This window comes from Streptomyces spinoverrucosus, from assembly GCF_015712165.1.
Taxonomy (GTDB): Bacteria; Actinomycetota; Actinomycetes; order Streptomycetales; family Streptomycetaceae; genus Streptomyces; species Streptomyces spinoverrucosus_A.
This window is the reverse complement of the sequence record NZ_JADPZX010000001.1, coordinates 1,217,561-1,239,501: the sequence shown is the minus strand read 5'-3', so window position 1 is coordinate 1,239,501 and position 21,941 is coordinate 1,217,561. Positions and strand designations below refer to the sequence as shown.

The window sequence follows — 21,941 nt, the reverse complement described above, 5'->3', positions numbered from 1 at the left end:
CGTCCTCCCGGGCCTCACTCCGCGCAGCTGCACGACCCCGGACTCACCCACACGAGTGACACCCGCGCAAGATCACCGCCGTTTGCGGCTGGTGACAGCGTTCTTACCGGCACCCCAACTGAGGCGTCGTGGCCTTCCATTGCGCGCGACGGTGCCGGGTGTTGCTGCGCGACATCTTGCGTTTGGGTACGGCCATGGGGACCTCCGGTGCGTTCGGTGAGTGAGGCAGCGATACATGAAAATGGATGTCATTGCGAACTCTGTTGCCGCAGTTACTGTCCGAGAGGCAGCATGCGCAGCTGCAGCCGCGCGTGTTGACCACCATGCGGCTGGCCGGTTCTCCTCTAGAACCTCGCGCTCCCACTCGGCGTCGAGCTGTCCGGTGCTGTCCGGTTCGCCGGCCCGCATCTCGGTGATGATCGCCGAGGTGCGGCACCAGCGCCGTGTTCTTCCTGCTCTCCCTCTCTATCTCCAACAGGTCCAGGGGCACTCGGCGGTGCAGACGGGGTTGTGGTTCCTGCCGCAGGATGTGCGCTCGGTTCGGCCCCTTGCGGGTGATGGTGGTCGGTTATGTCCTGTCGGCGGTGGGACTGGCCGGTCTGCTGAGGCTCGATGCCCGGACCGGCCTCAGCGGCCTTGGTGTCGGTCTCCGTCGTCCTGGGTGCCGGGATGGGGGCGGCCATCTGGCCGACCCAACTGGCCGGAGTGGCCGCCCTGCGGGTGCGCCGCTCAGGGCTGGCCTCCGCGGCCATCAGCACCACCCGTCAGGTCGGTACGGCCCTGGGCGTCGCCGTCCTGGGACTGATCGTCGCCACCCACTCCGGCAGCCGGATGGGCACCACGCTGTTCGCCGACGGATTCGTCCGCGGGCTGCACCTGCCGGGCGGCGTCACGGCGACGGCGATGCTGGCGTGCGCCGCGCTGCTCGTCACCGGCGCGCGTGCCGCCGGGCGCGGGCATCTGTCGCGCGAGGACACCGCCGCGCAGACGGCACCGGCCGGCGGGGTGAAGGCGTGAGACCGACGGCCTCAGCAGTCCCGGAACTCCGGTGACTGGTTCAGGATCTGGGCGCGCAGGGAGGTGAAACGGGTGTACGTCTCGCCGCCGCGCGCCTCGGGCGGGAACACGGCGACGCGGTGGCAGTTCTGGAAGGCGAGGGCGATCCCGAAGTGCCGCTCCAGGCTGCCGCGGATCGCGTCGCTGGAAAGGGCCCGCAGCAGCTGGCCGCGCTCTTTCTCCGAGGGCGGCGGGGTCCGGTTGTCGGCGAACTGAGCCGTTCCGGAGCGCAGTTCGTCGGCCAGGCGGGCGACGAGGTCATAGGCGTACGGCAGGGACGTACGGACCGTTTCGACGAAGTCCTGCTCTCGCACCGGACCCTTCTGGGCTTCGGCGAGCAGTTGCGGGGAGACGTCGAGCGACATGAGGTGCTGTCCTGTTCTGGGGTTGTGTTCTTGGCTGCTGAGCGTGGTGACGGTCAGGCGAGGGCGGCCAGCGCCGCGGGACCGTGCTGGAACTGCGGGTCGACCTGGGTGGCGAGGTCCCGGCCGGTGGCGGCGTTGGCCCAGGCCGTGGCGTTGCGCAGGTGGAAGTCGACGGCGTGCCGCTGGAACGCGGTCCAGTCCTTGGGGCGTGCGTCGACGGCGACGCGCAGCCGGTCCAGGGTGCGGGCGTTGTGCGGCTCCAGCTCGCCGTGCGCGCGGCCCTGTTCGTGGGCGCGGACGTACGAGGACTGCTCGCAATGGGCGAGCAGGTCGTCGCCGACATGGGTGCGCAGGAAGTCGAGGTCGTCCTCGCCGGTGACCTTGTTGCCGACGACGGCCACCGGGATGCCGAACTCGGCGGCGTGGTCGCGGTACTGGCGGTAGACGGAGACGCTCTTGCGGGTGGGCTCGGCCACCAGGAAGGTCATGTCGAAGCGGGTGAACAGGCCGGAGGCGAATGCGTCGGCACCGGCGGTCATGTCGACGACGACGTACTCTCCGGGGCCGTCGACGAGGTGGTTGAGGTACAGCTCCACCGCGCCCAGCTTGGAGTGGTAGCAGGCCACTCCGAGGTCGCTCTCGTCGAAGGCGCCGGTGACCATCAGGGGGACCCCGGCCACCTCCTGGACATGGTGGGCGTGGATCTCGTCGTCGCCCAGCAGGCGCAGCAGCCGGGAACCACGGCCGGGTGGGGTCGTCTTGACCATGGCGTCGTGGGACGGGATCCGGGGGTTGGTGCCCCGCAGGTAGTCCTTGATCTCGCCGGTCCGCGCGCTCAGCGGCGGCGCGGCGAAGAGTTCGTCCTCGTCGAGGCCGAGGGCGTACGCCAGATGCTGGTTGATGTCACCGTCGATGGCGACGACCGGGGCGCCCGCGCGCGCCAGGTGACGGGTGAAGAGGGCGGACAGGGTGGTCTTGCCGCTGCCGCCCTTGCCGACGAAGGCAACGCGCATCTAACCGCTCCTATTGGAAATGGATGTCATGAGCATAGGCTGGGGGTGCGGTGGGGCGGTGTCAAATCGGCTCCACCTCAACTGGCCGCTCATGAATGCGAGTTGGGGCCTTCGTGACGCAAGCGAGGGAATCCCTTTGCGCGGTGGGGAGGAGATGTGGGTATGAACGATGCCGCTTACGGCCCTCGGGGCCGCCCCTTCACCCTGGTCGTCTGCGGTACGTGCCGTGGCGCGGACGAACGGGTGAGGGACGGACTGCGGAGCGCGGTCCGGGCCTGCCCGCACGGGGTCATGGTCTCTGCCGGCTGCCTGGGGAAGGTGCTGCGCTGCCGGGGTGCTCGTGGGCTGCACGCGGCCGTGCAGCCGTGCGCGGTGGATCGCACCCCCACCGGAGCGGTCGTACGCCTCGGCCCGCTCCTGAACGAGGCCGACGCCGAGGTGGTCGGGGCGTGGTTGCGGGCCGGGATGCCTGACGACGGCACGCTGCCCGAGCGGCTTCGCACTGCCCCCCGCTCCACGGCAGGTAACGCATCTGAACTGAGCCACTCGATCGTGGCCTGACACTTCAACCCGACCGGGACGCGCGGCCGGCTCAGCCGGTCTCCGCGTCCCGGTCGGGGCGGAGATCAGGAAAGGCGGACGAGGTTGAGCCGGTACTCCTCGACCTGGGGCAGGCGTTGCGTGGCGAGCCCGGAGAGCATGTCCTGGTAGGCGGGCGGTAGTTCGTCGTACATCCGGGGCGGGAGGCTGCTGAGCGTGTGCGAGGCGAGGATCTGTGTGCCGGGCCGCCAGTCACTGAGCCGGGACGGGTCGGCGCACGCCCAGGCCATCCGTGCTTCGACCTTGCTCAGGGCGTCGTGCTGGTTCTGGTGGTCGACGATGCCGGGCCCGGCGGTGTCCAGGGCGAGGAGGGAGCCGGGGAAGCGGTCGGCGACGAGGTCGATGACGCCGCGGACCTCGCTCTCGGTCAGGAACGGCAGCACGGCTTCGGCGGCCAGGAAGTACGGGCCGTCCGAGTGTGCGGTCACGATGTCGGCCCACGCGCCGTCCGTCACCGACGACGCGATCATCGTGCGGCGCGGGGAGTCGGTGAAGAAAGTCTGGCGCAGGTCGACGACGTCGGGCAGGTCGAGGTCGAACCAGCGGGCCTGGCCGTTGTCGACGCGTTCGAAGCGGGTGTTGAGGCCGGTGCCGATCTCCACGACACTGCCGGCCGGATGGGCGGCCAGGAAGTCCGCGATCCAGCGGTCGAACAGGCTGGTGCGCAGCACCGTGCCGGTCAGGCTGGGCAGGCCGTCGAAGCGGGTGAAGTCGTAGTCGATGGACGCGACGAGTTCCTCGGCCCTCGGATCGCGTAGTGCCGGTTCCGGCTTGCTGTTCTCCACGGCCCGGCCGTACAGCGGGATCAGGAGGGTCTCCTGGACCGTTCCCAGTTGTACGCCGTATTCCGTGTTCTCTGCCATGGCTGTCTCCCTGGCTTGTGTGTGTACGGGATGCGGGCCCTTGTGTCGGCCCGGGGTGCGGATGCTGAGCGGTGCGGGGTCGGCGAGGCAGGTGGTCCCGATGGCGACCGCTTCAAGAGGCGGGCAGCCGGGCCTGGCGCAGGTGGGCGGCGGGTCACGATGTGCGGTGTCGTCGTCCGGGGCGCGTGCGGAGCGGACGGTCTCCTTCGGGCGGTGCGGCTCGGGGTGGCCGGTCCCGATGCGCTGTGTGGCCTGAATCCCAGGGCCGTGGTGGATTGCCTCTTTCGTCCGTCGCGGGCTGGCAGGCGGTGCAGACGCCGGTGAGCTCGACGGTGTGCTCCACGGCCGCGAAGCCGGTCTGGGCTGTGATGCGCTCGGCCCACTCCTCGATGACCTCGGAGTCCACCGGACGGCTGCGTCCGCAACTGCGGCAGATCAGGTAGTGGCGGTGCTCGTCGCCGGCCCGCGAGCGGTACAACCGTTCGCCGACTTCGTCGCGTACGACGTCGACGCCGCCGGTCGCCTCCAGGTCGCGCAGCGCGCGGTAGACGGTGGTCAGCCCGATCTGGGTGCCGTCGGCCGTCAGCAGGGCGTGCAAGTCCTGGGCGGACACGAACTCTTGACAGTGTGTCAGCGCATTGAGGACCGCTGCGCGCTGGCGGGTGATCCGGCCGCTCACAGCTGATGACCCCCCGGTTGTGTCGGGATCGAGGCGGATGCACGGTCAAGGGTAGATGAAAATGGCAGTCATATCCATGTGGTCCCCGGTTCACGCCTCGGCGGCGGCGTGGTATATAAATGGGAACCATTTTCAATAAGCTGGGAAGGGGGCAGGGTATGGCCCGAAGACCGCCCCGGAGGGCGGGGAGCTCGACGAGCACGTCTGGTACGACTTCCCGACCGTGGCCAAGCTCGCCGACCGCGCCGACCGAGTAGTGGCAGCCCTGGGCAAGGCGGCACCCGACGACGCCGCGACTTTCACGGCTCGGTGTGCTCTTCCTCGCCCAGAAGGCCGGGCGGCGAACAAGTTCGGCATCCTCGCAGGGCAGATCGTCGCCGTCGACACCCCGCAGATGTCGTGGCTGCTCGGCGCGTCGGCTGTGGTGCTCGTGGCGCTGACGGTGATGTGGCGGCCGCTCGCCTTCGTCAGTGCCGACCCGGATGTGGCCGAGGCGCGGGGTGTGCCGGTGCGGGGGCTGTCGTTCGGCTTCATGATCGTGCTGGGGCTGGCGGTCGCGTTGTCCGTGCAGTTCGTCGGCGCGCTGCTGGTCCTCGGTCTGCTCGTCACGCCCGCGGCCGCGGCGGCCCGGATCGCGGCCTCGCCGGTGCTCCTGCCCTTGCTGGGCGTGGTGTTCGCGGTGGTCTCCATCGAGGGCGGCATCTTGCCGGCCCTGGGCAGCTCCATCCCCATCAGCCCGTACGTCACCACGATCTCGTTCGCGATCTACATTGTGTGCCGGCTGGCGGGCACGTACCGGACTCGGCAGTGGGGGGCCCGGGGAACGGTTCCCGAGTTCGGCTGACGATCAGCGTCGCAACCCCGCCCTCTTATTGAAAACGATTTTCGAGAGCGCTACTGTGTGTACGTCGTATACCCCGGGTGCCGGCGAACTTTCGACCGCCCGGGGTCGGTGCGTGCAAGGGGAGAGGGAACCGGCGTGATAGGTCGGCGTACCGCGCTGCGCGGTGTCGTAGGAGGGGCGGCCGCTGTTGCCGTCGGCGGAGGGCTGGCGGGCTGCGGAAACGGGGGCGGGAAGGAGCAGCCTGCCCGTGCCGAGGCATCCGTCACCCCGCGCAAGGGCGGGAAACTTCGAGCAGCGTTCATTGGAGGGAGCGCCGAGTCCACCGACCCCACGCTCGCCGCCGGCGTCGGCGTCGACTACGTGCGCGCCCGGGTCGTCTGGGACACCCTCGGGGAGCTGGACGGTGGCAAGCCCGTGTGGCGGCTGGCCGAGACCGTCGAGCCCAACTCCGACGCGACGAAGTGGACGGTACGCGTCAGGAAGGGCGTCACCTTCAGCGACGGACGCCAACTCACCGCCCGTGACGTGCTGTTCAGTCTGCGCACGCTCGTCGAGAAGCGCAGCCCGCAGGGCGGCTTCATCACGCACCTCGACCTCAAGAACGCCCGTGCCCGTGACGAGCGGACCGTCGAACTGCCCCTCACCATGGCCGACGGGTTCTTCGATCTCGCCCTCGCCCACTCGATGTTCGTGTTCCCGGACGGCACCAAGAACCTCGCCAAGGCCGTGGGCAGCGGTCCGTACGTGGTCAAGCGGTGGCAGGCCGGGCGTAGCAGTGTGCTGGCCCCGCGCGAGGACTACTGGGACGCCGACAACGGCGGGCCCTACCTCGACGAGCTGGAGCTGATCTCCGTCACGGACGCGGCGGCCCGGCTCAGCGGCCTGAAGTCGGGCCAGTTCGAGTACGCCGGCGGGCTCGCTCTCACCGCCGTACGCACCGAACGCGGCAACAGCGCGCTGCGCATCGAGACGCCGCCGAAGGACCTGTGGGTCGACCTGAACCTCCCGATGAACCTCGGGCTGAAGCCCTTCACGGACGCGCGCGTCGTGCGCGCGGTGAAGCTGGCGCTCGACCGGGAGTCCCTGGTGCGGTCCGTGACGCTAGGTCAGGGCGAGGTCGGCAACGACCTCGTGGGCGCGCACCAGCCGTACTACGACAGCGGCATAGCGCAGACCGCGTACGACCCCGATCAGGCGAAGAAGCTCCTCGCCGAGGCGGGGCAGGAGGGGCTGGCCGTCACGATCCGCACCTCCGACTACGACTACGGCACCGAGGAGAGCGCCACCGCGATGGTGCCGATGCTGGCCAAGGCCGGGATCAAGGCGACGCTCGACAAGGTGCCCGCCGCGGACTACTACAGCGACTTCAAGACGATCCTCAGCACGCCGATCCAGACCGCCGCCTACCACCCCAATCCGCTGCCGCTGGCGATCCGTACGTACTACGGCTCGACGGCCTCCTTCCCGCTCACCGGCACCAAGAGCGCCGCCGAACTCGATCCGCTGATCGCCGCCATGAACCGGGCCACGCGGGAGGCGGATCGCCGGGCGCGGGTGGCGGACGTCCTGCGGCATCTGCACGAGAACGGTGGCGATGCGCTGTTCGCGCGGGTTCCCACGGTGTCTGGCTCGGCCGCTAAGGCACATGGGGTGAAGTCGCGCGGCTATGCCGACTTTCCGAGTCTGCGGGACGCGTTCGTCGAATGAGATCGCAGCAGTCGAGGGTGGGGCGGCGCTCGCGCTCACGCCCGTGGTCGGCGCGGAGCGCGGGAGCGCTGCTCGTGCTGTTCGCCGTGTCCGTGCTGGTGTTCGCCGCCACCGAGGCGGCGCCCGGCGACGCGGCCACCGCCCGGCTGGGCCCGCAGGCGTCCGCCGAGTCGGTGGCGGAGCTGCGGACTCAGCTGGGCCTGGACCGGCCCGCGCCACTGCGGTATCTCGACTGGCTCGGGCACGCCGTGCGTGGTGACTTCGGCGCCAGCTACGCGAGCGGGCGGCCGGTCGGCGAGCTGATCGCCGACCGGTTCGGCAACTCCCTTGTGCTGGGGCTCGCCGCCACGGCTGTACTGGTGCCGCTCGCTGTAGGACTCGGCCTGTGGGCCGGGCTGCGGGCCGGGCGGCGTGGCGACCGGATCGTGTCCGGCACCGCCCTCGGGATGGCCGCCGTACCGGAGTTCGTCACGGGCGCCCTGCTGATGGCGGTGTTCGCGGCCGGCCTCGGCTGGCTGCCCGCGGTGTCCCTGCTCGGCGCCGGGCAGGGGCCGCTCGACGAACCGTCCGTGCTCGTCCTGCCGGTGCTCACCCTCGTCTCGGTGTGCCTCGCCCAGAACCTGCGGCTGGTACGGGCAGGGGTGGCCGAGGCCGCCCGCTCCCCGGCAGTGGAGGCCGCGCGGCTGAACGGGGTGCCCGAGGGCCGGGTCGCCCTGCGCTACGTCCTGCCCGCCGGGCTCGGGCCCGCCGTTCCGGTGCTCGCCCGCTCCACCGCCTACCTGCTGGGCGGGGCGCTGGTAGCGGAGTCCCTGTTCGGCTATCCGGGCATCGCCGCGCTCCTGGTGGACGCCACGGCGGCCCGCGATGTCCCGGTGGTGCAGGCGGTGGCCCTGCTCGGCGCGGCTGTCGCGGTGACTGCGAACCTCGTCGCCGATCTTGCCGTACCGCTCCTCGATCCTGTGCAGAGGTGGGCGCGGTGACCTCGCTTTCCGATCGTCGGGCCCATGGGGCGGTCGTCGGGGCCGAGGGGTGGTCGCGGCGGGGTGCGCTGGTCTCGAATCCCGTCGCCGATCCGGCGGCCCCGCTCCTCGATCCCGTGCGGAGGCGCCCTCGATGACTCTGATCTCCGAACGGCCGCCCGCCGTCGCGGCCCCCGAGGCAGACCGGCCGGCCCGGCGCCGTTGGCGCGGCCGGGCCGCGCTGGCCGTGCTGCTGCTGGTCGCCGCCGTCGCCCTGCTCGGACCGCTGTTCGCGCCGCACCCCGTGACCGAGCCCGTGGACATCCCGTACGCGCCCGGCAGTGGCCAAGCCCCGCTGGGAACCGACCGGTTGGGCTCCGACGTGCTCAGCCGGGTGCTGTCCGGCGGCCGTTCCCTGCTGCTGAACGGGCTGGCGGTCACGGCCGCGGTCTGTGCCCTGGGCGCGGTGGCCGGGATGACCGCCGCCTACCGCAAGGGATGGACCGACACCCTCATCCTGCGCCTCGCCGACGTCCTGCTGGGGCTGCCCGCCTTCCTGCTGCTGAGCGTGGTGGTCGTGGCCACCGGGCGCGGCACGGCGGGCGTCGCTCTCGCCGCCGGGCTCGTCCTGCTGCCGGAGAGCATCCGCGTGGTGCGGGCCGCGACCCTGCGCATCCTCTCCCAGGACTACGTGGAAGTCGCCGTCGCGCGAGGGGAGCGCACGGCGAGCGTGCTGGGGCGCGAGGTGCTGCCCAACCTCGCCCCGGTCCTCGCGGCCGACGCCGGGGTGCGCTTCCTCGGCGCGGTCACCGTCGTCGCCACCGCCGCCTTCCTCGGATACGGCGCCCAACCACCCTCCGCCGACTGGGGGTTGATGGTCCTGGAGAACCGCGACGGCCTCACCCTTCAGCCTCTCGCGGTCGTCGTGCCGGCGGTGCTGCTCCTGGTCCTCCTGCTCGCCACGAACCTGCTGCTCGATGCCGCGTTCCCCGGGCCGGACGCGAGAGCCGTCGGGCGTACGCGCAAGGCCGCCCCGGGGGTTGTGGAGGCGGCGGGGACTCTGCTGTCCGTGCGCGGACTGCGTGTCGAGCGCGGAGGAGGAGGCGCGGTACTCGACGCTGTGGATCTCGACCTGGCACCCGGTGAACTCCTCGCCGTGGTGGGGGAGTCGGGCAGCGGCAAGACCACGCTCGTCCTCGCCGCACTGGGGCACATCGCCCCGGGGCTACGGCACGCGGGCGGCGCCGTACGACTCGACGGTCAGGACCCCCTGACGCTGGACGAGCGTCGGCTACGGCGGCTGCGCGCATCCGTGTGCGGATACGTCGCCCAGGATCCGCGCACCGCGCTCGCCCCGCACCTGCGCGTCGGCACCCAGATCGGCGAAGTACTGCGGGCCCGCCGCGTACCGAAGGAGCGGTGGCCGGAGCGGATCGAACGGGCGCTGCGGCTCGCGGGACTCGACCGGCCTCAGGAGGTCGTCCACCGCCTGCCGCATCAGCTCTCCGGCGGTCAGCGTCAGCGGGCCGCACTGGCGGCGGCCCTCGCTGCGGAGCCCCGGCTGCTCGTCCTCGACGAACCGACCAGCGCCCTCGACACCGTCACCGCCGCCGCGTTCCTCGCCGACCTGACCCGGCTGCGGCGCGAGACGGACACCGCGGTCCTGCTCGTCTCGCACGACCTCGCTTCGGTCGCCTCCGTGGCGGACCGGGTGGCCGTCGTGGACGGTGGGCGGATCGTCGAACTCGGGCCCGCCGAGGCTGTGTTGGCCGATCCGGTGAGTGAGCTCGGGAAGGCGCTGGTCGCGGCAGCCCGCCCCGGCACACCCGCGACTGCCGACTTCGCGGGCGAGGGGGCCCTGCTCCAAGCGTCCGACATCTCACTCGTCCGCGACAAGCCCGTACTTGACGGGGTTGATCTCACCCTCGACCCGGGCGACTGCTTGTCCGTCGTCGGCCCCTCCGGCTGCGGCAAGACGACCCTGCTGCGCTGTCTTGCCGGACTCGACACCCCCACGCGAGGCGAGATCCACCTGCACGGCGAGGCACTCGCCCCGGACGTACGCCACCGCGACCCCGGACAGCGCCGCCGAGTGCAGCTCGTGCCCCAGGACCCGTACGCCTCGCTCAACCCGCGCCACACCGTGGCCGCGATCGTGGGCCGCCCGCTTGTGTTCCGCCCCGACCTTCCGGCGCCGCGCCGATCAGCGGAAATGGAGCGGTTGCTGGCCCAGGTGGGCCTGGATCCGGAGCTGGGCGGACGGCTCCCCGGAGCGCTGTCGGGCGGTCAGCGGCAGCGGGTGGCCCTGGCACGAGCCTTGGCCGCGGGGCCCGAGGTGCTGCTCTGTGACGAGGTGACGAGCGCGCTGGATCCGTCGGTGGCGGTCGCGGTCACCGAGCTGATCGCCGGCCTGCGTGCGGAGCTGGGGGTCGCCGTCGTCATGGTCACGCACGACCTGTCGGTCGCCGCCCGCCTCGGCGGCCGGGTGGCGGTGCTGCACGACGGGCGGATCCGCGAGACGGGGCCGGCGGCCCGGGTGCTGAGCCGGCCCGAGCATGAAGTGACCCGTGCCCTGGTGGCGGCGATGCCGCAGGGGGCGCGGGCCGCGGGAGAGGACGTGACACGGTGACCTTAGGGTGGCGGTATGCCGAGCTCGACGACCGACAGCGACGGAACGCGCCCCGGGAACGGGAAGCGCCGCGCCCCGCTGAACCGGGCGACCGTCGTGGCCGCCGGGCGGCGGGTGGCCCGCGACGAGGGGCTGTCGGCGGTCACCCTGCGCCGGGTCGCGGCGGAACTCGGCGTGACGGCCATGGCGTTGTACCGGCACGTGGGCGACAAGCGCGAGCTGCTGGTCGCGATGCTGGACGACGTGGCCGAGCAGTTGGTGCTTCCGGACTGCGACGGTTCGACCTCGGAGCGGCTGGTCCTGGCCTTCCGGGCACTGCACGACCACTTGACGGCCGAGCCGTGGGTGGCCGAAGTCCTCAAGGCCGGCGAGCTGTTCGGGCCGCGCGCCTCGCGGTTCGTCGAGCATGTGCTCACCCTGCTGGAGGAGGCGGGGCTCGGCGACGAGGAGGCGGCCGACGCCTACTGGGCGCTGTGGTGGTACACCTTCGGGCATCTGTCGTACCTGCCCGCGCTGAGGCCCGAGGGCCGCCCCGCCCGGCATGAGCTGATGACCCGAGTCCGCATGACCGACCATCCCCGGCTGGCCCGGATGCTGGCCCGCCCGCCGCGCGATGCTGCGGCGGAGGACGCGTTCGTGCCCGGCCTCCAGGCCCTGCTGCGGGGCCTGTTGCCGTCGGCCTGAGCCGGGGGCCGCCGGATCGAGCACGCGGTGTACCGCTGCCGCCCGCCCACATGTATACGTCGTATACCCATGACTGCTAGGGGTTTGCCCATGACCCAGGACATACGTCGGGAGTCGTCCGCCGACGAGGACGAGAAACCGCCGGGCAACGGCTGGCTGCTCGCCACCACGTCACTGGCCGCCGTGCTGATGACGCTGGACATCACCGTCGTCAACGTCGCCCTGCCCGAAGTCGCCGCCGATCTCGACGCCGGGCTGACCGGCCTGCAATGGGTGGTGAACGCCTACACGCTGGTCTTCGCGGCGCTTCTGCTGCCCGCGGGGGCGCTGTCCGACCGGATCGGGCGCCGGAACATGTTCCTCACCGGCGTCGCGGTCTTCACCGTCGCGTCGGCGGGCTGCGGCGCAGCACCCGGCGTCGGGACGCTGATCGCCTGCCGCGCCGCGCAGGGTCTGGGCGGCGCGATGGTGATGTCGACCGCGCTCGCCCTGATCGCCGGGGCTTACCAGGGCCCGCGCCGTCAGTCGGCGATCGGGATGTTCTCCGCGGCGGGCGGCGCCGCGGCCGCCCTCGGCCCCCTGGTGGGCGGCGCCGTTGTCGAAGGTCTCGACTGGCGGTGGATCTTCTACGTCAACCTGCCGGTCGGCGCCCTCATCATCGCCGGTGCCGCGCTGCGCGTACCCCGGGAGCGCAGGGGCGAACTGCCGCGTCCCGAGGGCCGGTTCGACCTCGTGGGCCTGCTGCTCGCCGCGGGTGCGCTGCTCGGCCTCAACTACGGCCTGGTGACCGGCCCCGAGGACGGCTGGACCTCGGCCTCCGCGCTGCTGCCCCTGGTGGGCGGGGCCCTGCTCGTCGCCGGGTTCGCGGTGTGGGAGACACGGCGCCGGGACGCGGCGATGTTCGACGTACGGCTGCTGCGGGTGCCGTCGTTCACCGGCGCGATCGTGCTCAGCTTCGTCTGCCGCGTCGTCAGCTTCGGGGTGCTGCCGTATCTGATCCTGTGGCTGTCCGGGATGCTCGGTCACAGCCCGCTGGGCACCGGGCTGCGGCTGCTGGCGATGACGGCCTTCATCATGCTGGTCGCCCCCTTCAGCGGGCTGTTCCTGAAGCTGATGCCGACACGCGGTGTCATGGCGCTCGGCACGGGGATCACCGCGATCGGGCTCCTCACCATGGCGCGCGTCGGGCCCGACGACTCGTGGCTGGTCATGCTGCCCGGTCTGGTGATGCTCGGCATCGGCGGGGCGATCGCCTTCCCGCCGCTGATGGGCATAGCCGTCGGGGTGGTGCCGCCGGAGCGAGCAGGGATGGCCTCCGGGATGACCAACACATTCTTCCCGCTCGGCACGGCGGCCGGAGTTGCCGCCTTCGGCGCGGTGTTCAGCACCCGCATCGACAGCGATCTCGACGACGCTCGGCTCGCCTCGCTCCAGGTCCCGGAGGGGATGCGGCAGCAGGTCCGGGACGCCGTGGCCGCCGGGCAGTTCGGCTCGCTCGAACGCGATCTTCCCGCCACCGCCCGCGAACCGGTCCTGGACGCGGCCCGCTCCGCGCTCACCGGCGGCCTGGCGACCATCTGCCTCGCGGCGGCCGTGGTCAGCCTGCTCGCCGCCCTCGCCTCGTGGACCCTCATCCGTGACCGGGATCAGCTGTCTGGGAAGGAGGCGGCGGATGCTGCCGGCTGACTACAGGGGGCGCGATGTCTGCGGTCGGGTGGGCGGGTTCGGCGAGTTGTTCGTCGCCCTCGCCTCCTGCGCGCTCGTCCGTGACCGGGACCGGCTGTCTGGGAAGGAGGCGGCGGATGCTGCCGGCTGACTACAGGGGGCGCGATGTCTGCGGTCGGGTGGGCGGGTTCGGCGAGTTGTTCGTCGCCCTCGCCTCCTGCGCGCTCGTCCGTGACCGGGACCGGCTGACGGGGAAGGAGGCGGCGGATGCTGCCGGCTGACTACAGGGGGCGCGATGTCTGCGGTCGGGTGGGCGGGTTCGGCGAGTTGTTCGTCGCCCTCGCCTCCTGCGCGCTCGTCCGTGACCGGGACCGGCTGACGGGGAAGGAGGCGGCGGATGCTGCCGGCTGACTACAGGGGGCGCGATGTCTGCGGTCGGGTGGGCGGGTTCGGCGAGTTGTTCGTCGCCCTCGCCTCCTGCGCGCTCGTCCGTGACCGGGACCGGCTGACGGGGAAGGAGGCGGCGGATGCCTCTGCCTGACACCGCGGCCGTCCAGGACACGTACGGTCCGGCCGCCGAGTTCTACGACCTCCTCGCCGCCCCCGCCTGGGCGCGGCTCGGCCCGCTGCTGCGCCGGGCACTCGACCGAGTCGACCCGGGGCACGGGCCTCTGCTCGACATCGGCGCGGGCACCGGGCTGTCCACCGAGGCCGCCGCCGACGCCGTTCCCGGTGCCCAACTACTGGCGGTGGAGCCCTCCGCGGGGATGCGTATCGCGCTGTCCACCCGGCTCGCCGGACGCCCCGCGCTCGCCGAGCGCGTCACCGTCATCGCGGGCACGGCCGACGACGCGCGGCTGCCGGCCCGCCTGTGCGCGGCCGTCGCCCTCGGCGTCGTAGGACATCTCGGATCCGACGAACGCGCCGCACTATGGCGGCTGTTGTGCGAGCGGCTGGCGCCCGGAGCCCCCGCCGTCGTCGACGTCCTCGACCGGACCGCACCCCCGACCCGGGCCCCGCTCCGGATCGCGACCCGTCGCGTAGGCGCCCTCACCTACGAGTCGTGGAGCGAGGGCGCCGACGACGGATGGACTCTCACGTACCGCGTGCGCGACGGGGAGACGGTCGTCCGCGAGCACGCCGTACCGCTGCCCTGGTCGGGGATCGGTCTCGACGCCCTCGCCGAGGAGGCGAGGGCCGCCGGGCTCGTCTGCACGCCGCTCGCCCCCGATTTCGCCGTACTCCGACCCACCTCCACCCGAGACTCCCGAGAGGAACACTCATGACCGGCGCGGCCCTCGCGGACACGCGAGAGGGCACTCCCGACACCGCCCACCAGCCACCCGAGGCCCCCGGCAAGCCGCCCGGCCTCGGAGACCTCCTCCTCCCCGTCCGTGGGCGCCTGATCGCCGCGGTCGTCGCCCAGGCCGCCGCCGCGGTCTGCTCGATGATCCCGTTCATCGCGGTCGCCGAACTCGCCCGCGCCCTGCTGGCGTCCGGCGGCGCGGACGAGGGCCGTGCCTGGGCCGCGGCCTGGACCGCCGTGGCCGCCCTCGTGGCCCGGCTCGTCCTCTACGCGACCGCCGGCGTCCTCACCCACCACGCCGATGCCGACCTCCAGCTCGGGCTGCGCCGCCGCATGGCCCGGCATCTGGGGCGGGTGCCGCTCGGCTGGTTCACCGAGAACAGCTCCGGCGAGGTGAAGAAGGCGGCGGGCGACAACATCTCCACCCTGCACCACCTGATCGCGCACACCGCGCTCGAAGTCACCTCGGCGATCGTGGCGCCGCTGACCGCCCTGGTCTACCTCCTGACCGTGGACTGGCGGCTCGCCCTCGTCGCCCTGCTCCCGCTCCTGCTCGGCGGCTACTTCTTCAAGCAGGCCATGTCCGGCGGCGAGGAGGTGACGGCACGGTTCTTCGGCTCGATGGGCGCCGTCAACGCGGCCGTCGTCGAACTCGTCCACGGCATCACGGTCATCAAGGCGTACGGCCGCACCTCCCGCGCCCACCGCGCCTACGACGACGCCGCCGACAGCTTCTCCGCCTTCTTCCGCGACTGGATCATGAGTACGACCCGGGCCAGTACGTCGGCCGCGCTCGCCCTGTCCGGCCCGGCCGCCCTGCTCCTCGCCACGGCCGCCGGCACCCTGTTCGTCACCCAGGGCTGGACCGACGCACTCGACCTCGTGCCGTTCGTCCTGCTGGGCCCGGCGCTGACCGGGTCCGTGATGGGGCTCGCCCAGTCCGGGCATGCCGTCCAGGGCGGCATGCAGAGCGCCCGCGAGCTCCACGCGCTGCTGTCCACCCCCGCCCTCCCCGAGGCCTCCGAGCCCGCGACGCCGGGAGCGGACGGCCGCGTCGAGCTGACCGGCGTCGGCTTCAGCTACGACGGCACGACGGACGTCCTGAGCGGCATCGACCTGACCCTGCGGCCCGGCACCGTCACCGCCCTGGTCGGCGCCTCCGGCTCGGGCAAGTCCACCCTCGCCAGGCTGGTGCCCCGCTTCTGGGACCCGACCGCCGGCACGGTACGGATCGGCGGCACGGACGTCCGGGACCTCGCCCCGAACGACCTGTACCGCCAGGTGTCCTTCGTCTTCCAGGAACCCCACCTGCTGCGCACCACCGTCCGCGACAACATCCGCCTCGGCCGCCCCGACGCCGACGACACGGCCGTGGAGCGGGCCGCGCGCGCCGCGCACATCCACGACCGGATCACCGCCCTGCCACGTGGCTACGACTCGGTGATCGGCGAGGACGCGCTGCTCTCCGGCGGCGAGTCGCAGCGCCTCTCCGTCGCCCGCGCGTTGCTCGCCGACGCACCCGTCCTCGTCCTCGACGAGGCGACCTCCTTCGCCGACCCCGAGTCCGAGGCCGCCGTCCAGCAGGCACTGTCCGCGCTCGCCGCCGGCCGCACCCTGCTGGTCATCGCCCACCGGCTCGCGACCGTACGGGACGCCGACCACATCGTGGTCCTCGACGGCGGACGCATCGCCGAACAGGGCACCCACGCCGAACTGCTGGCCCTGGACGGCCGCTACGCCCGCATGTGGGCCCTCCAGCAGAAGGGAGCCGCGCGATGACCGCGCTGCTGACACGCGTACTGGGACGGGAGCAGACGGAGGGGCTGCGCCGCGTGCTGCTGTGGGCGGCCGTCGCAGCCGCCCTCCAGGGAGTGGCTTATGCGCTCTTGGTCCCGCTGCTGACCCGGCTCCTCGGCGACGACCCGGAGGCGGCCTGGCCGTGGGTCGCCGCTCTCGCCGTCGCGACGGTCGCCTACGGGGCCGTCGCCTTCACCGCGGCCGTGCGCGGCAACCGCTTCAGCGCCGACCTGGGGCGCACCCTGCACCACCGCATCGGTGACCATGTCGTCGCGCTGCCGCTCGGCTGGTTCGGCGGCGAACGCACCGGGGCGCTGGGCCAGTTGGCGGGACAGGGCGTGGTCCAGGTGATGAACGCCGCCGCCAACCTGATGCGTCCGCTGTGCAACGCCTTCGTCACGCCCGCCGTCGTCGTCCTGGCCACGTTCGTCATCGACTGGCGGCTCGCGCTGGCCATGGTCGTGGCGGCCCCGGTCGCGGCTGCCGCGTACCGGTGGTCCGGGCGGCTGATGTCCCGCGTCGACCGGCAGTCCCATGCCGCCGCAGTCGAGACCGCCGACCGGCTGGTGGAGTTCGCCCGGCACCAACCCGCACTGCGCGCCTTCGGCCGGACCGCCGAGGACCACGAACTCCTCGACGCCGCCCTGCGCGAGCAGCAGGCCAAGGCCCGCGCCGCCATACGCATCGGAGTACCCGGCATCGCGGGCTTCGCGCTCGCCGTGCAGCTCTGCTTCACCTGCGTCCTGCTGCTCGGCACGTTCCTGGCGGTCGGCGGATCGATCGGTGCCGGTGAGCTGATCGCGGTGCTCGTGCTGGCCGTGCGCTTCGTCGAACCCATGGGTGCGGCGGCGGAGTTGGGCGGCTCGCTGCGGGTCGCTCGCGGCACGCTGGAGCGCCTGGACGAGGTACTCGCCACCGATCCGCTGCCCCAGCCGGAGACCGAGGCGCCGTTCCCGGAGGCGTACGGCATAGAGCTCGACGGTGTCTCCTTCGGCTACGGAGACGGGCCCACCGTGCTCGACCGACTCGACCTGCGCGTCGCGGCCGGGAAGACCGTGGCGCTGGTCGGCCCGTCCGGCGCGGGCAAGACCACCGTGACCCGGCTGATCGCCCGCTTCTGGGACGTGAGCGCGGGCACGGTCCGCGTCGGCGGGACGGACGTCCGTGACCTGACAACCGATCAGCTCATGGCGCGGCTCGCCATGGTCTTCCAGGACGTCTACCTCTTCGCGGGCACGATCGAGGACAACATCCGCGCCGGACGCGAGGACGCCACGGGCGAGGAAGTGCGCGAGGCCGGGCGGCTCGCCAGGGTCGACGAGATCGCCGAGCGGCTCCCGGACGGCTGGAACGCACGGGTCGGCGAGGGTGGCGCGGCCCTGTCCGGCGGGGAGCGGCAGCGGATCTCGCTGGCGCGGGCCCTGCTCAAGCAGGCACCGATCGTGCTGCTCGACGAGGCGACCTCGGCGCTCGACGCGGAGAACGAGGCCGCGGTCCAGCGGGCCCTGGGAGCGCTTACGGCGGATCGGACGGTACTGGTTGTCGCCCACCGGCTCGACACCATCCGGGGTGCCGATCTGATCGCGTTCCTGGAGGGCGGGCGGATCGTCGAACAGGGCACGCACGAGGAACTGCTGGCGCTCGGCGGGCGGTACGCGGCGTTCTGGGGGGAGCGGGAGCAGGCGAGCGGGTGGCGGCTGGCCGTGCGTTCGTGACGCGGTAGCAGGGCGGCACGGTGATGTACCGTGCCGCCCTACCGCTGTGCGTCACCCGGCGTGCGCGCAGGTCACCAGGTGAATGCCGGTTCCGGTGACGTGGCGGCCGGTGACGCGCAGTCCGGCCCGGGTGACCAGGTCGTCCAGCTGCCGCGGCGTGCGTTCTCGGCCGCCGAACAGCACCAGCAGCCGTAGATCCATAGCCGCGGCCACGTCGGCGCGGCGGCCGTCGGTGGCCAGGTTCTCCACGACGAGGACCCGGCCGTCCTCGCCGGCCGCTTCGGCGCACCGGCGCAGGATTCGCTCGGCTTCTTCGTCGCTCCAGTCGTGCAGCACCCAGGTGAGCAGATACAGGTCCGCTCCGGCGGGCAGCGGGTCGAAGAAGCTGCCGGGATGCACCGAGGCACGCGTCCCGAGTCCGGCGGCGGACAGGGCTTTGTGGGCTTCCTCCGCAGCCTCGGGCAGGTCGAGCAGCGTGCCGCGCAGCGCGGGGCGCGCCGTGAGCAGCCGGGCGAGCAGGGATCCGGAACCGCCGCCGACGTCCACCACGTGCCCGCGCTCGGGCCAGGCGTACGAGGCGACGACCTCCGGGGCCGCGAACCTGGTGTGCGCGGCCATCAGGTCGGCGTAGGAGCGGGCGAGTGCGGGGTCGTCCAGGGTGTCCTGCCACAGGGACCGGCCGTGCACGAGGGGATAGGCGGGCTCACCGGTGCGCACGGTGTCCAGCAGACGCCCGAACGCCTGGTCCATGCGCCCGCCCATGCCGTCCAGGTCGTACCAGGCGCGCAGCCCGAACGCCCCGCTGTCCTTGAGGAGTTCGGCTGCGGGCGTGAGTGTGTACGTGTCCTCCTCCGGCTCGGCGAAGACGCCCCGACCGGTAAGCACGCGCAGCATGCGGCGCAGCGCGTCCGGGTCGGCACCCGCGGCGCGGGCGAGGTCGGGCAGCGCCGTGTGGCCGGCGGTGATGTGATCGGCCAGGCGCAGGGTCGCCGCGACCCTGATCGCCCACGGGGTGACGAGGTCGGCGAGCGCAGCGAGGTCGACGCGCGCGGGGGCGGCTTGGGGAAGGGTGGTCATGTCACTCCACTCAGCGGTCAGGGAAGTACGGCGTGGGCGGCGGGCGGCGGCGCACCGCATACGTCGAGCACAGTCGCGACGACCTGCTTCACCTGGGTGACCAGGTAGAAGTGGCCGCCCGGCAGGACCAGGCCGCTGAACGCCCCCGACGTGGCGCTCCGCCACGTCGCCACGTCCGCCTCCGTGGCCTCCTCGTCGCGATCTCCGGTGAGGGCGGTCAAAGGGCAGCGCAGCCGGGCGGTGGTGTCCGGGCGGTAGGTCTCGATGAGGCGGTAGTCGGCCCGTACCGCGGGCAGCAGCACCGCCCGCACCTCGGGGTCGTCGAGCAGGGCGGCGTGGGTGCCGTCGAGGCGGCGCAGTTCGGCGGCGAGGCCGTCGTCGTCCCGCAGGTGCACCGTGCCGGGGCGCTGGCGGTGCGGCCCGGGACGCCCGGAGACGACCACGTGCCGCGGGCCCGCGCCCGATGCCTCCAGCCGCAGGGCGGTCTCCCAGGCGACCGAGGCGCCCATGCTGTGCCCGAACAGGACGTGTTCGCGATCCGATCGGTCGGCGCGCAGCGCCTCGGCGACCGCACCGGCGAGCTCGTCCATGGACTCGGCGGCGGGCTCCGTGAGCCGGTCCTGGCGGCCCGGGTACTGCACGGCGACGAGCTCCACATGCGGTGGCAGCAGCCGGGCCCACGCGGTGTAGAAGGCGGCGCTGCCACCCGCGTGCGGACAGCACACGAGCGACACGCGTGCCGTGGGGCGGGGCAGCGGTCGGCGGAGCCAAGGGGAAGCGGTACTGGTCACAGAGGTCACTCCAGGTGGACGGGAAGCGCGGCGGGGCCGCGGCTCATGAAGTCGCCGGCGCGGCGGAAACGGAAGCCGGGTGCGAGCCGCAGCTTTGGATAGCGCCCGATCAACACCTCGGCCGCCACCCGCAGTTGGAGCCGGGTGAGGGAGGCGCCGAGGCAGGCGTGCGGGCCCTTGCCGAAGGCCAGGTGGGCGCGCACTCCCGGCCGGTCAGGCCGGAACGCGTCGGCGTTGGCACCCCAGCGCGCTGGGTCGCGGTTGGCGGAGGCGACGACCGCGACCACCCGTTCCCCGGCCCGTACGGGGCTGTCGCCCACGGTGGTGTCACGGGTCGCGGTGCGCATCTGCCACAGCGCGGGCGGGTCGAGGCGCAACGACTCCTCGATCGCCTCCGGCAGCCCCTCGGCCCGCCAGTGATCCTCGCTCAGCAGCCGCAGCACCAGATTCCCCAGCGCATGGCGGAGGTTGGGCACCCCGGCCACGATCAGGAAGTGCAGGAAGGTGACCGCCTCGGTGCGGTCCAGCTGCTGCAGGACACGGACGCGTCCTTCGGTTTCCCGCAGCGCCCAGCGCTCGAAGGCGGGCCATTCGGCGTGCGCCCGGTGCCCCAGGAGGTCGGTGAAGGTGGCGGCCCAGCGGTCGTAGTCCGCCGCGTCGGCGTCGTCCACTCCGCAGAAGGCAGCCAGGACGGCACGTGGCAGCGGCGCGGCGAACGCGCCGACCAGATCCGTGTCCTGCTCGAACCGGCCCGCCAGCGCCTCGGCACGTTCCCGCACGACGGGTTCCAGCTCCGCGACGACGGTCCGTGCGAAGGCGGGGGAGAGGAGCCGACGCAGCCGCGTGTGCGCGGGCGGGTCGAGCTGGGACAGAGCCAACTCCCGGTCCGCTTCGGGTGTGTCGGGTACGGAGGAGTTGTTGCGGCGGCTCGACCACAGAGCCGGGTCCGCCAGCACCGCCCGCACGTCCGCGTCGCGGACCACCACATGCCAGCCGGGCAGCGGCGTGGAGACCGGCCGTTCGCGGCGCAGCGCGGCCAGCCGGGGATAGGGGTCCTCGCTGTGGCTCAGGTCCAGCGGGTTGAAAGCAGGCGCCGAAGTGGTCACAGCCCCTCCCGTTCACGCACCGCCGCGGCCAGGTCCGGCGCGGTGACCGGCTCCGGCGCGGGGCGGCGTACCAGGTCCGGGTAGCCGAGTCGGGCGGTGAGGTCCTGCCAGATCTGGCTGAGGGTGAGGTGGTACTGGCCCGCCCGCATCGGGTCCTCGCCCGCCCCGGCCGCGTCCGCCGTCGCCCGCAGGGCCCGCCGTACGCCTGCCGGCCACACGTCGGCGTACACCTCCCGGTGCGTGGGCGCCTCGGCGGGGCCGACCGGCTGAACGCTCGGCAGGTGCACCAGGCGGTGGGCCTCGGCGTCGAAGTCCAGCTCGCCGTCGTCCCCGCGCGGGGCGGGCAGCGCCGGGCTCCACAGGACCGGGCCGTGCGTCCCGGCCAGGATCAGCGTGCCGCCGCTGAAGCCGAGGGTGGCCCGGTGCAGCAGGTGCGTGTGGTTGTCGGGGTCCTCCGGGTCGAGCTGGTTCAGGACGCGCAGGGTGAGGGGGACGCCGGCGAGCCGGCCCTCCAGGGTGGTGAACGGCCCGCCGCCGGACACGGGATCCCCGAGCTGCCAGGGCCGCAGCCCGCCGAGCGCCTGACCGAGGATGTCGATCAGGTCGTACGACACATGGACGGCACACCACCCCTCCGCGTACAGCACGTCCTGCCGCTCGGCCAGATGACGGGCCGCCGCGAGGAAGCGGCGCACGGGAGCCAGGTGCGGATAGAAGGTGTTGAGCCGGTACTGGACACCGTGGCGGCGGGCGGTGCGCAGGCAGGCGGCCAGTTCCACCTGGTGGATCGGATGCTCGTGCAGCACATGTACCCCGTGCGCCATCAGCCGCCGCGCGAGCGCGGCCCCCTCCCCGCCGCCGACCCCGTTGGGCACCACCACGCAGGCCAGGTCGGCGTGCCGGGGCACCTCGTCCGGGTCGGTGAGGAGAGGCACCCCGTAGCGTTCCGCGCATGCCTTGGAGCGGGCGCTGCCCCGGCCGAGGACACCGGTCAGCCGGAACGGGAAGTCCGGCCCCGGTTCCCGGAAGGCACTGAGGTACACGCGGCCGAAACCGGTGCCGCAGACGACGACTCGGGTCACGGG

General features: G+C 72.7%; 22 protein-coding genes and 2 pseudogenes. 15 read left to right on the top strand and 9 right to left on the bottom strand.

The genetic code is table 11. The annotated features are described in order from the left end of the window. Nucleotides 1-115: 115 nt before the first annotated feature. A pseudogene (gene rpmF / locus I2W78_RS05620) lies at nt 116-196 on the bottom strand (50S ribosomal protein L32); the annotation flags it as partial. Nucleotides 197-612: 416 nt separating this feature from the next. Here rpmF and I2W78_RS05615 point away from each other — a divergent pair. Beyond that, a complete protein-coding gene (locus tag I2W78_RS05615; RefSeq protein ID WP_196457511.1) occupies nt 613-1,017 on the top strand; it encodes a hypothetical protein in 405 nt (134 codons plus the stop codon). An 11-nt stretch (nt 1,018-1,028) separates the two neighbouring features. Here I2W78_RS05615 and I2W78_RS05610 read toward each other — a convergent pair whose 3' ends face one another. Next, nucleotides 1,029-1,421 (bottom strand): SCO5389 family protein, encoded by a 393-nt coding sequence (locus I2W78_RS05610; protein WP_196457509.1) that lies wholly within the window; start codon nt 1,419-1,421, stop codon nt 1,029-1,031. A 53-nt stretch (nt 1,422-1,474) separates the two neighbouring features. After that, the gene (locus I2W78_RS05605) at nt 1,475-2,434 is read right to left on the bottom strand and encodes an ATP-binding protein (RefSeq protein WP_196457507.1); all 960 of its coding nucleotides are present in this window, start codon (nt 2,432-2,434) and stop codon (nt 1,475-1,477) included. Nucleotides 2,435-2,596: 162 nt separating this feature from the next. On the opposite strand from I2W78_RS05605, the gene I2W78_RS05600 reads away from it, so the two are divergent. Then, nucleotides 2,597-2,995: a hypothetical protein gene (locus I2W78_RS05600; RefSeq protein WP_230885335.1), complete on the top strand. Its 399-nt coding sequence runs from the start codon at nt 2,597-2,599 to the stop codon at nt 2,993-2,995. A 65-nt stretch (nt 2,996-3,060) separates the two neighbouring features. Here I2W78_RS05600 and I2W78_RS05595 read toward each other — a convergent pair whose 3' ends face one another. Both I2W78_RS05595 and I2W78_RS05590 read right to left on the bottom strand, forming a co-directional pair. Next, nucleotides 3,061-3,897, bottom strand: coding sequence for a class I SAM-dependent methyltransferase (locus tag I2W78_RS05595; protein WP_196457505.1), 837 nt, complete (start codon nt 3,895-3,897; stop codon nt 3,061-3,063). 154 nt (nt 3,898-4,051) lie between these two features. Next, on the bottom strand, nt 4,052-4,576 hold the full coding sequence (locus I2W78_RS05590) for a Fur family transcriptional regulator (protein WP_196457503.1): 525 nt from the start codon (nt 4,574-4,576) through the stop codon (nt 4,052-4,054). A gap of 328 nt (nt 4,577-4,904) precedes the next feature. Here I2W78_RS05590 and I2W78_RS05580 point away from each other — a divergent pair. The 13 genes and pseudogenes from I2W78_RS05580 to I2W78_RS05520 form a co-directional block, all read left to right on the top strand. Then, a pseudogene (locus I2W78_RS05580) lies at nt 4,905-5,420 on the top strand (metal ABC transporter permease); the annotation flags it as partial. A gap of 135 nt (nt 5,421-5,555) precedes the next feature. Further along, entirely contained in the window at nt 5,556-7,127 is a 1,572-nt protein-coding gene (locus tag I2W78_RS05575; protein WP_196457501.1) for an ABC transporter substrate-binding protein, read from the top strand. After that, nucleotides 7,124-8,107, top strand: coding sequence for an ABC transporter permease (locus I2W78_RS05570; protein ID WP_196457499.1), 984 nt, complete (start codon nt 7,124-7,126; stop codon nt 8,105-8,107). The genes I2W78_RS05575 and I2W78_RS05570 overlap by 4 nt, the downstream gene beginning before the upstream one ends. A 133-nt stretch (nt 8,108-8,240) precedes the next feature. Continuing rightward, nucleotides 8,241-10,715, top strand: a complete 2,475-nt coding sequence (locus I2W78_RS05565; protein ID WP_196457497.1) for an ABC transporter ATP-binding protein/permease — start codon at nt 8,241-8,243, stop codon at nt 10,713-10,715. 15 nt (nt 10,716-10,730) lie between these two features. Then, complete coding sequence (locus I2W78_RS05560; protein WP_196457495.1) at nt 10,731-11,399, top strand: TetR/AcrR family transcriptional regulator; 669 nt, start codon at nt 10,731-10,733, stop codon at nt 11,397-11,399. A 90-nt stretch (nt 11,400-11,489) separates the two neighbouring features. Continuing rightward, nucleotides 11,490-13,085 carry an MFS transporter gene (locus I2W78_RS05555; RefSeq protein WP_196457493.1) on the top strand — a complete coding sequence of 532 codons (1,596 nt, stop codon included), beginning with the start codon at nt 11,490-11,492 and terminating at the stop codon, nt 13,083-13,085. Further along, nucleotides 13,072-13,215, top strand: coding sequence for a hypothetical protein (locus I2W78_RS05550; protein ID WP_196457491.1), 144 nt, complete (start codon nt 13,072-13,074; stop codon nt 13,213-13,215). The genes I2W78_RS05555 and I2W78_RS05550 overlap by 14 nt, the downstream gene beginning before the upstream one ends. Continuing rightward, nucleotides 13,202-13,345, top strand: a complete 144-nt coding sequence (locus tag I2W78_RS05545; RefSeq protein WP_196457489.1) for a hypothetical protein — start codon at nt 13,202-13,204, stop codon at nt 13,343-13,345. The genes I2W78_RS05550 and I2W78_RS05545 overlap by 14 nt, the downstream gene beginning before the upstream one ends. Continuing rightward, on the top strand, nt 13,332-13,475 hold the full coding sequence (locus I2W78_RS05540; RefSeq protein WP_196457489.1) for a hypothetical protein: 144 nt from the start codon (nt 13,332-13,334) through the stop codon (nt 13,473-13,475). Before I2W78_RS05545 ends, I2W78_RS05540 begins: the two co-directional genes overlap by 14 nt. Continuing rightward, nucleotides 13,462-13,605, top strand: a complete 144-nt coding sequence (locus I2W78_RS05535) for a hypothetical protein (RefSeq protein ID WP_196457487.1) — start codon at nt 13,462-13,464, stop codon at nt 13,603-13,605. Before I2W78_RS05540 ends, I2W78_RS05535 begins: the two co-directional genes overlap by 14 nt. Then, complete coding sequence (locus I2W78_RS05530) at nt 13,592-14,350, top strand: class I SAM-dependent methyltransferase (protein ID WP_196457485.1); 759 nt, start codon at nt 13,592-13,594, stop codon at nt 14,348-14,350. Before I2W78_RS05535 ends, I2W78_RS05530 begins: the two co-directional genes overlap by 14 nt. Next, nucleotides 14,347-16,149: an ABC transporter ATP-binding protein gene (locus tag I2W78_RS05525; RefSeq protein ID WP_196457483.1), complete on the top strand. Its 1,803-nt coding sequence runs from the start codon at nt 14,347-14,349 to the stop codon at nt 16,147-16,149. Before I2W78_RS05530 ends, I2W78_RS05525 begins: the two co-directional genes overlap by 4 nt. Continuing rightward, entirely contained in the window at nt 16,146-17,882 is a 1,737-nt protein-coding gene (locus I2W78_RS05520) for an ABC transporter ATP-binding protein (protein WP_196457481.1), read from the top strand. The genes I2W78_RS05525 and I2W78_RS05520 overlap by 4 nt, the downstream gene beginning before the upstream one ends. Nucleotides 17,883-17,933: 51 nt before the next feature. Here I2W78_RS05520 and I2W78_RS05515 read toward each other — a convergent pair whose 3' ends face one another. From I2W78_RS05515 to I2W78_RS05500, 4 genes are read right to left on the bottom strand one after another with little or no spacing between them, the layout of a single operon-like run. Further along, nucleotides 17,934-18,959, bottom strand: a complete 1,026-nt coding sequence (locus I2W78_RS05515) for a methyltransferase (RefSeq protein WP_196457479.1) — start codon at nt 18,957-18,959, stop codon at nt 17,934-17,936. Between the two features lie 17 nt (nt 18,960-18,976). Further along, nucleotides 18,977-19,750, bottom strand: coding sequence for a thioesterase II family protein (locus tag I2W78_RS05510; protein ID WP_307783603.1), 774 nt, complete (start codon nt 19,748-19,750; stop codon nt 18,977-18,979). 5 nt (nt 19,751-19,755) lie between these two features. Then, the gene (locus I2W78_RS41045) at nt 19,756-20,856 is read right to left on the bottom strand and encodes a cytochrome P450 (protein WP_196457475.1); all 1,101 of its coding nucleotides are present in this window, start codon (nt 20,854-20,856) and stop codon (nt 19,756-19,758) included. Then, entirely contained in the window at nt 20,853-21,938 is a 1,086-nt protein-coding gene (locus I2W78_RS05500; protein WP_196457473.1) for a Gfo/Idh/MocA family oxidoreductase, read from the bottom strand. The genes I2W78_RS41045 and I2W78_RS05500 overlap by 4 nt, the downstream gene beginning before the upstream one ends. Nucleotides 21,939-21,941 lie beyond the last annotated feature (3 nt).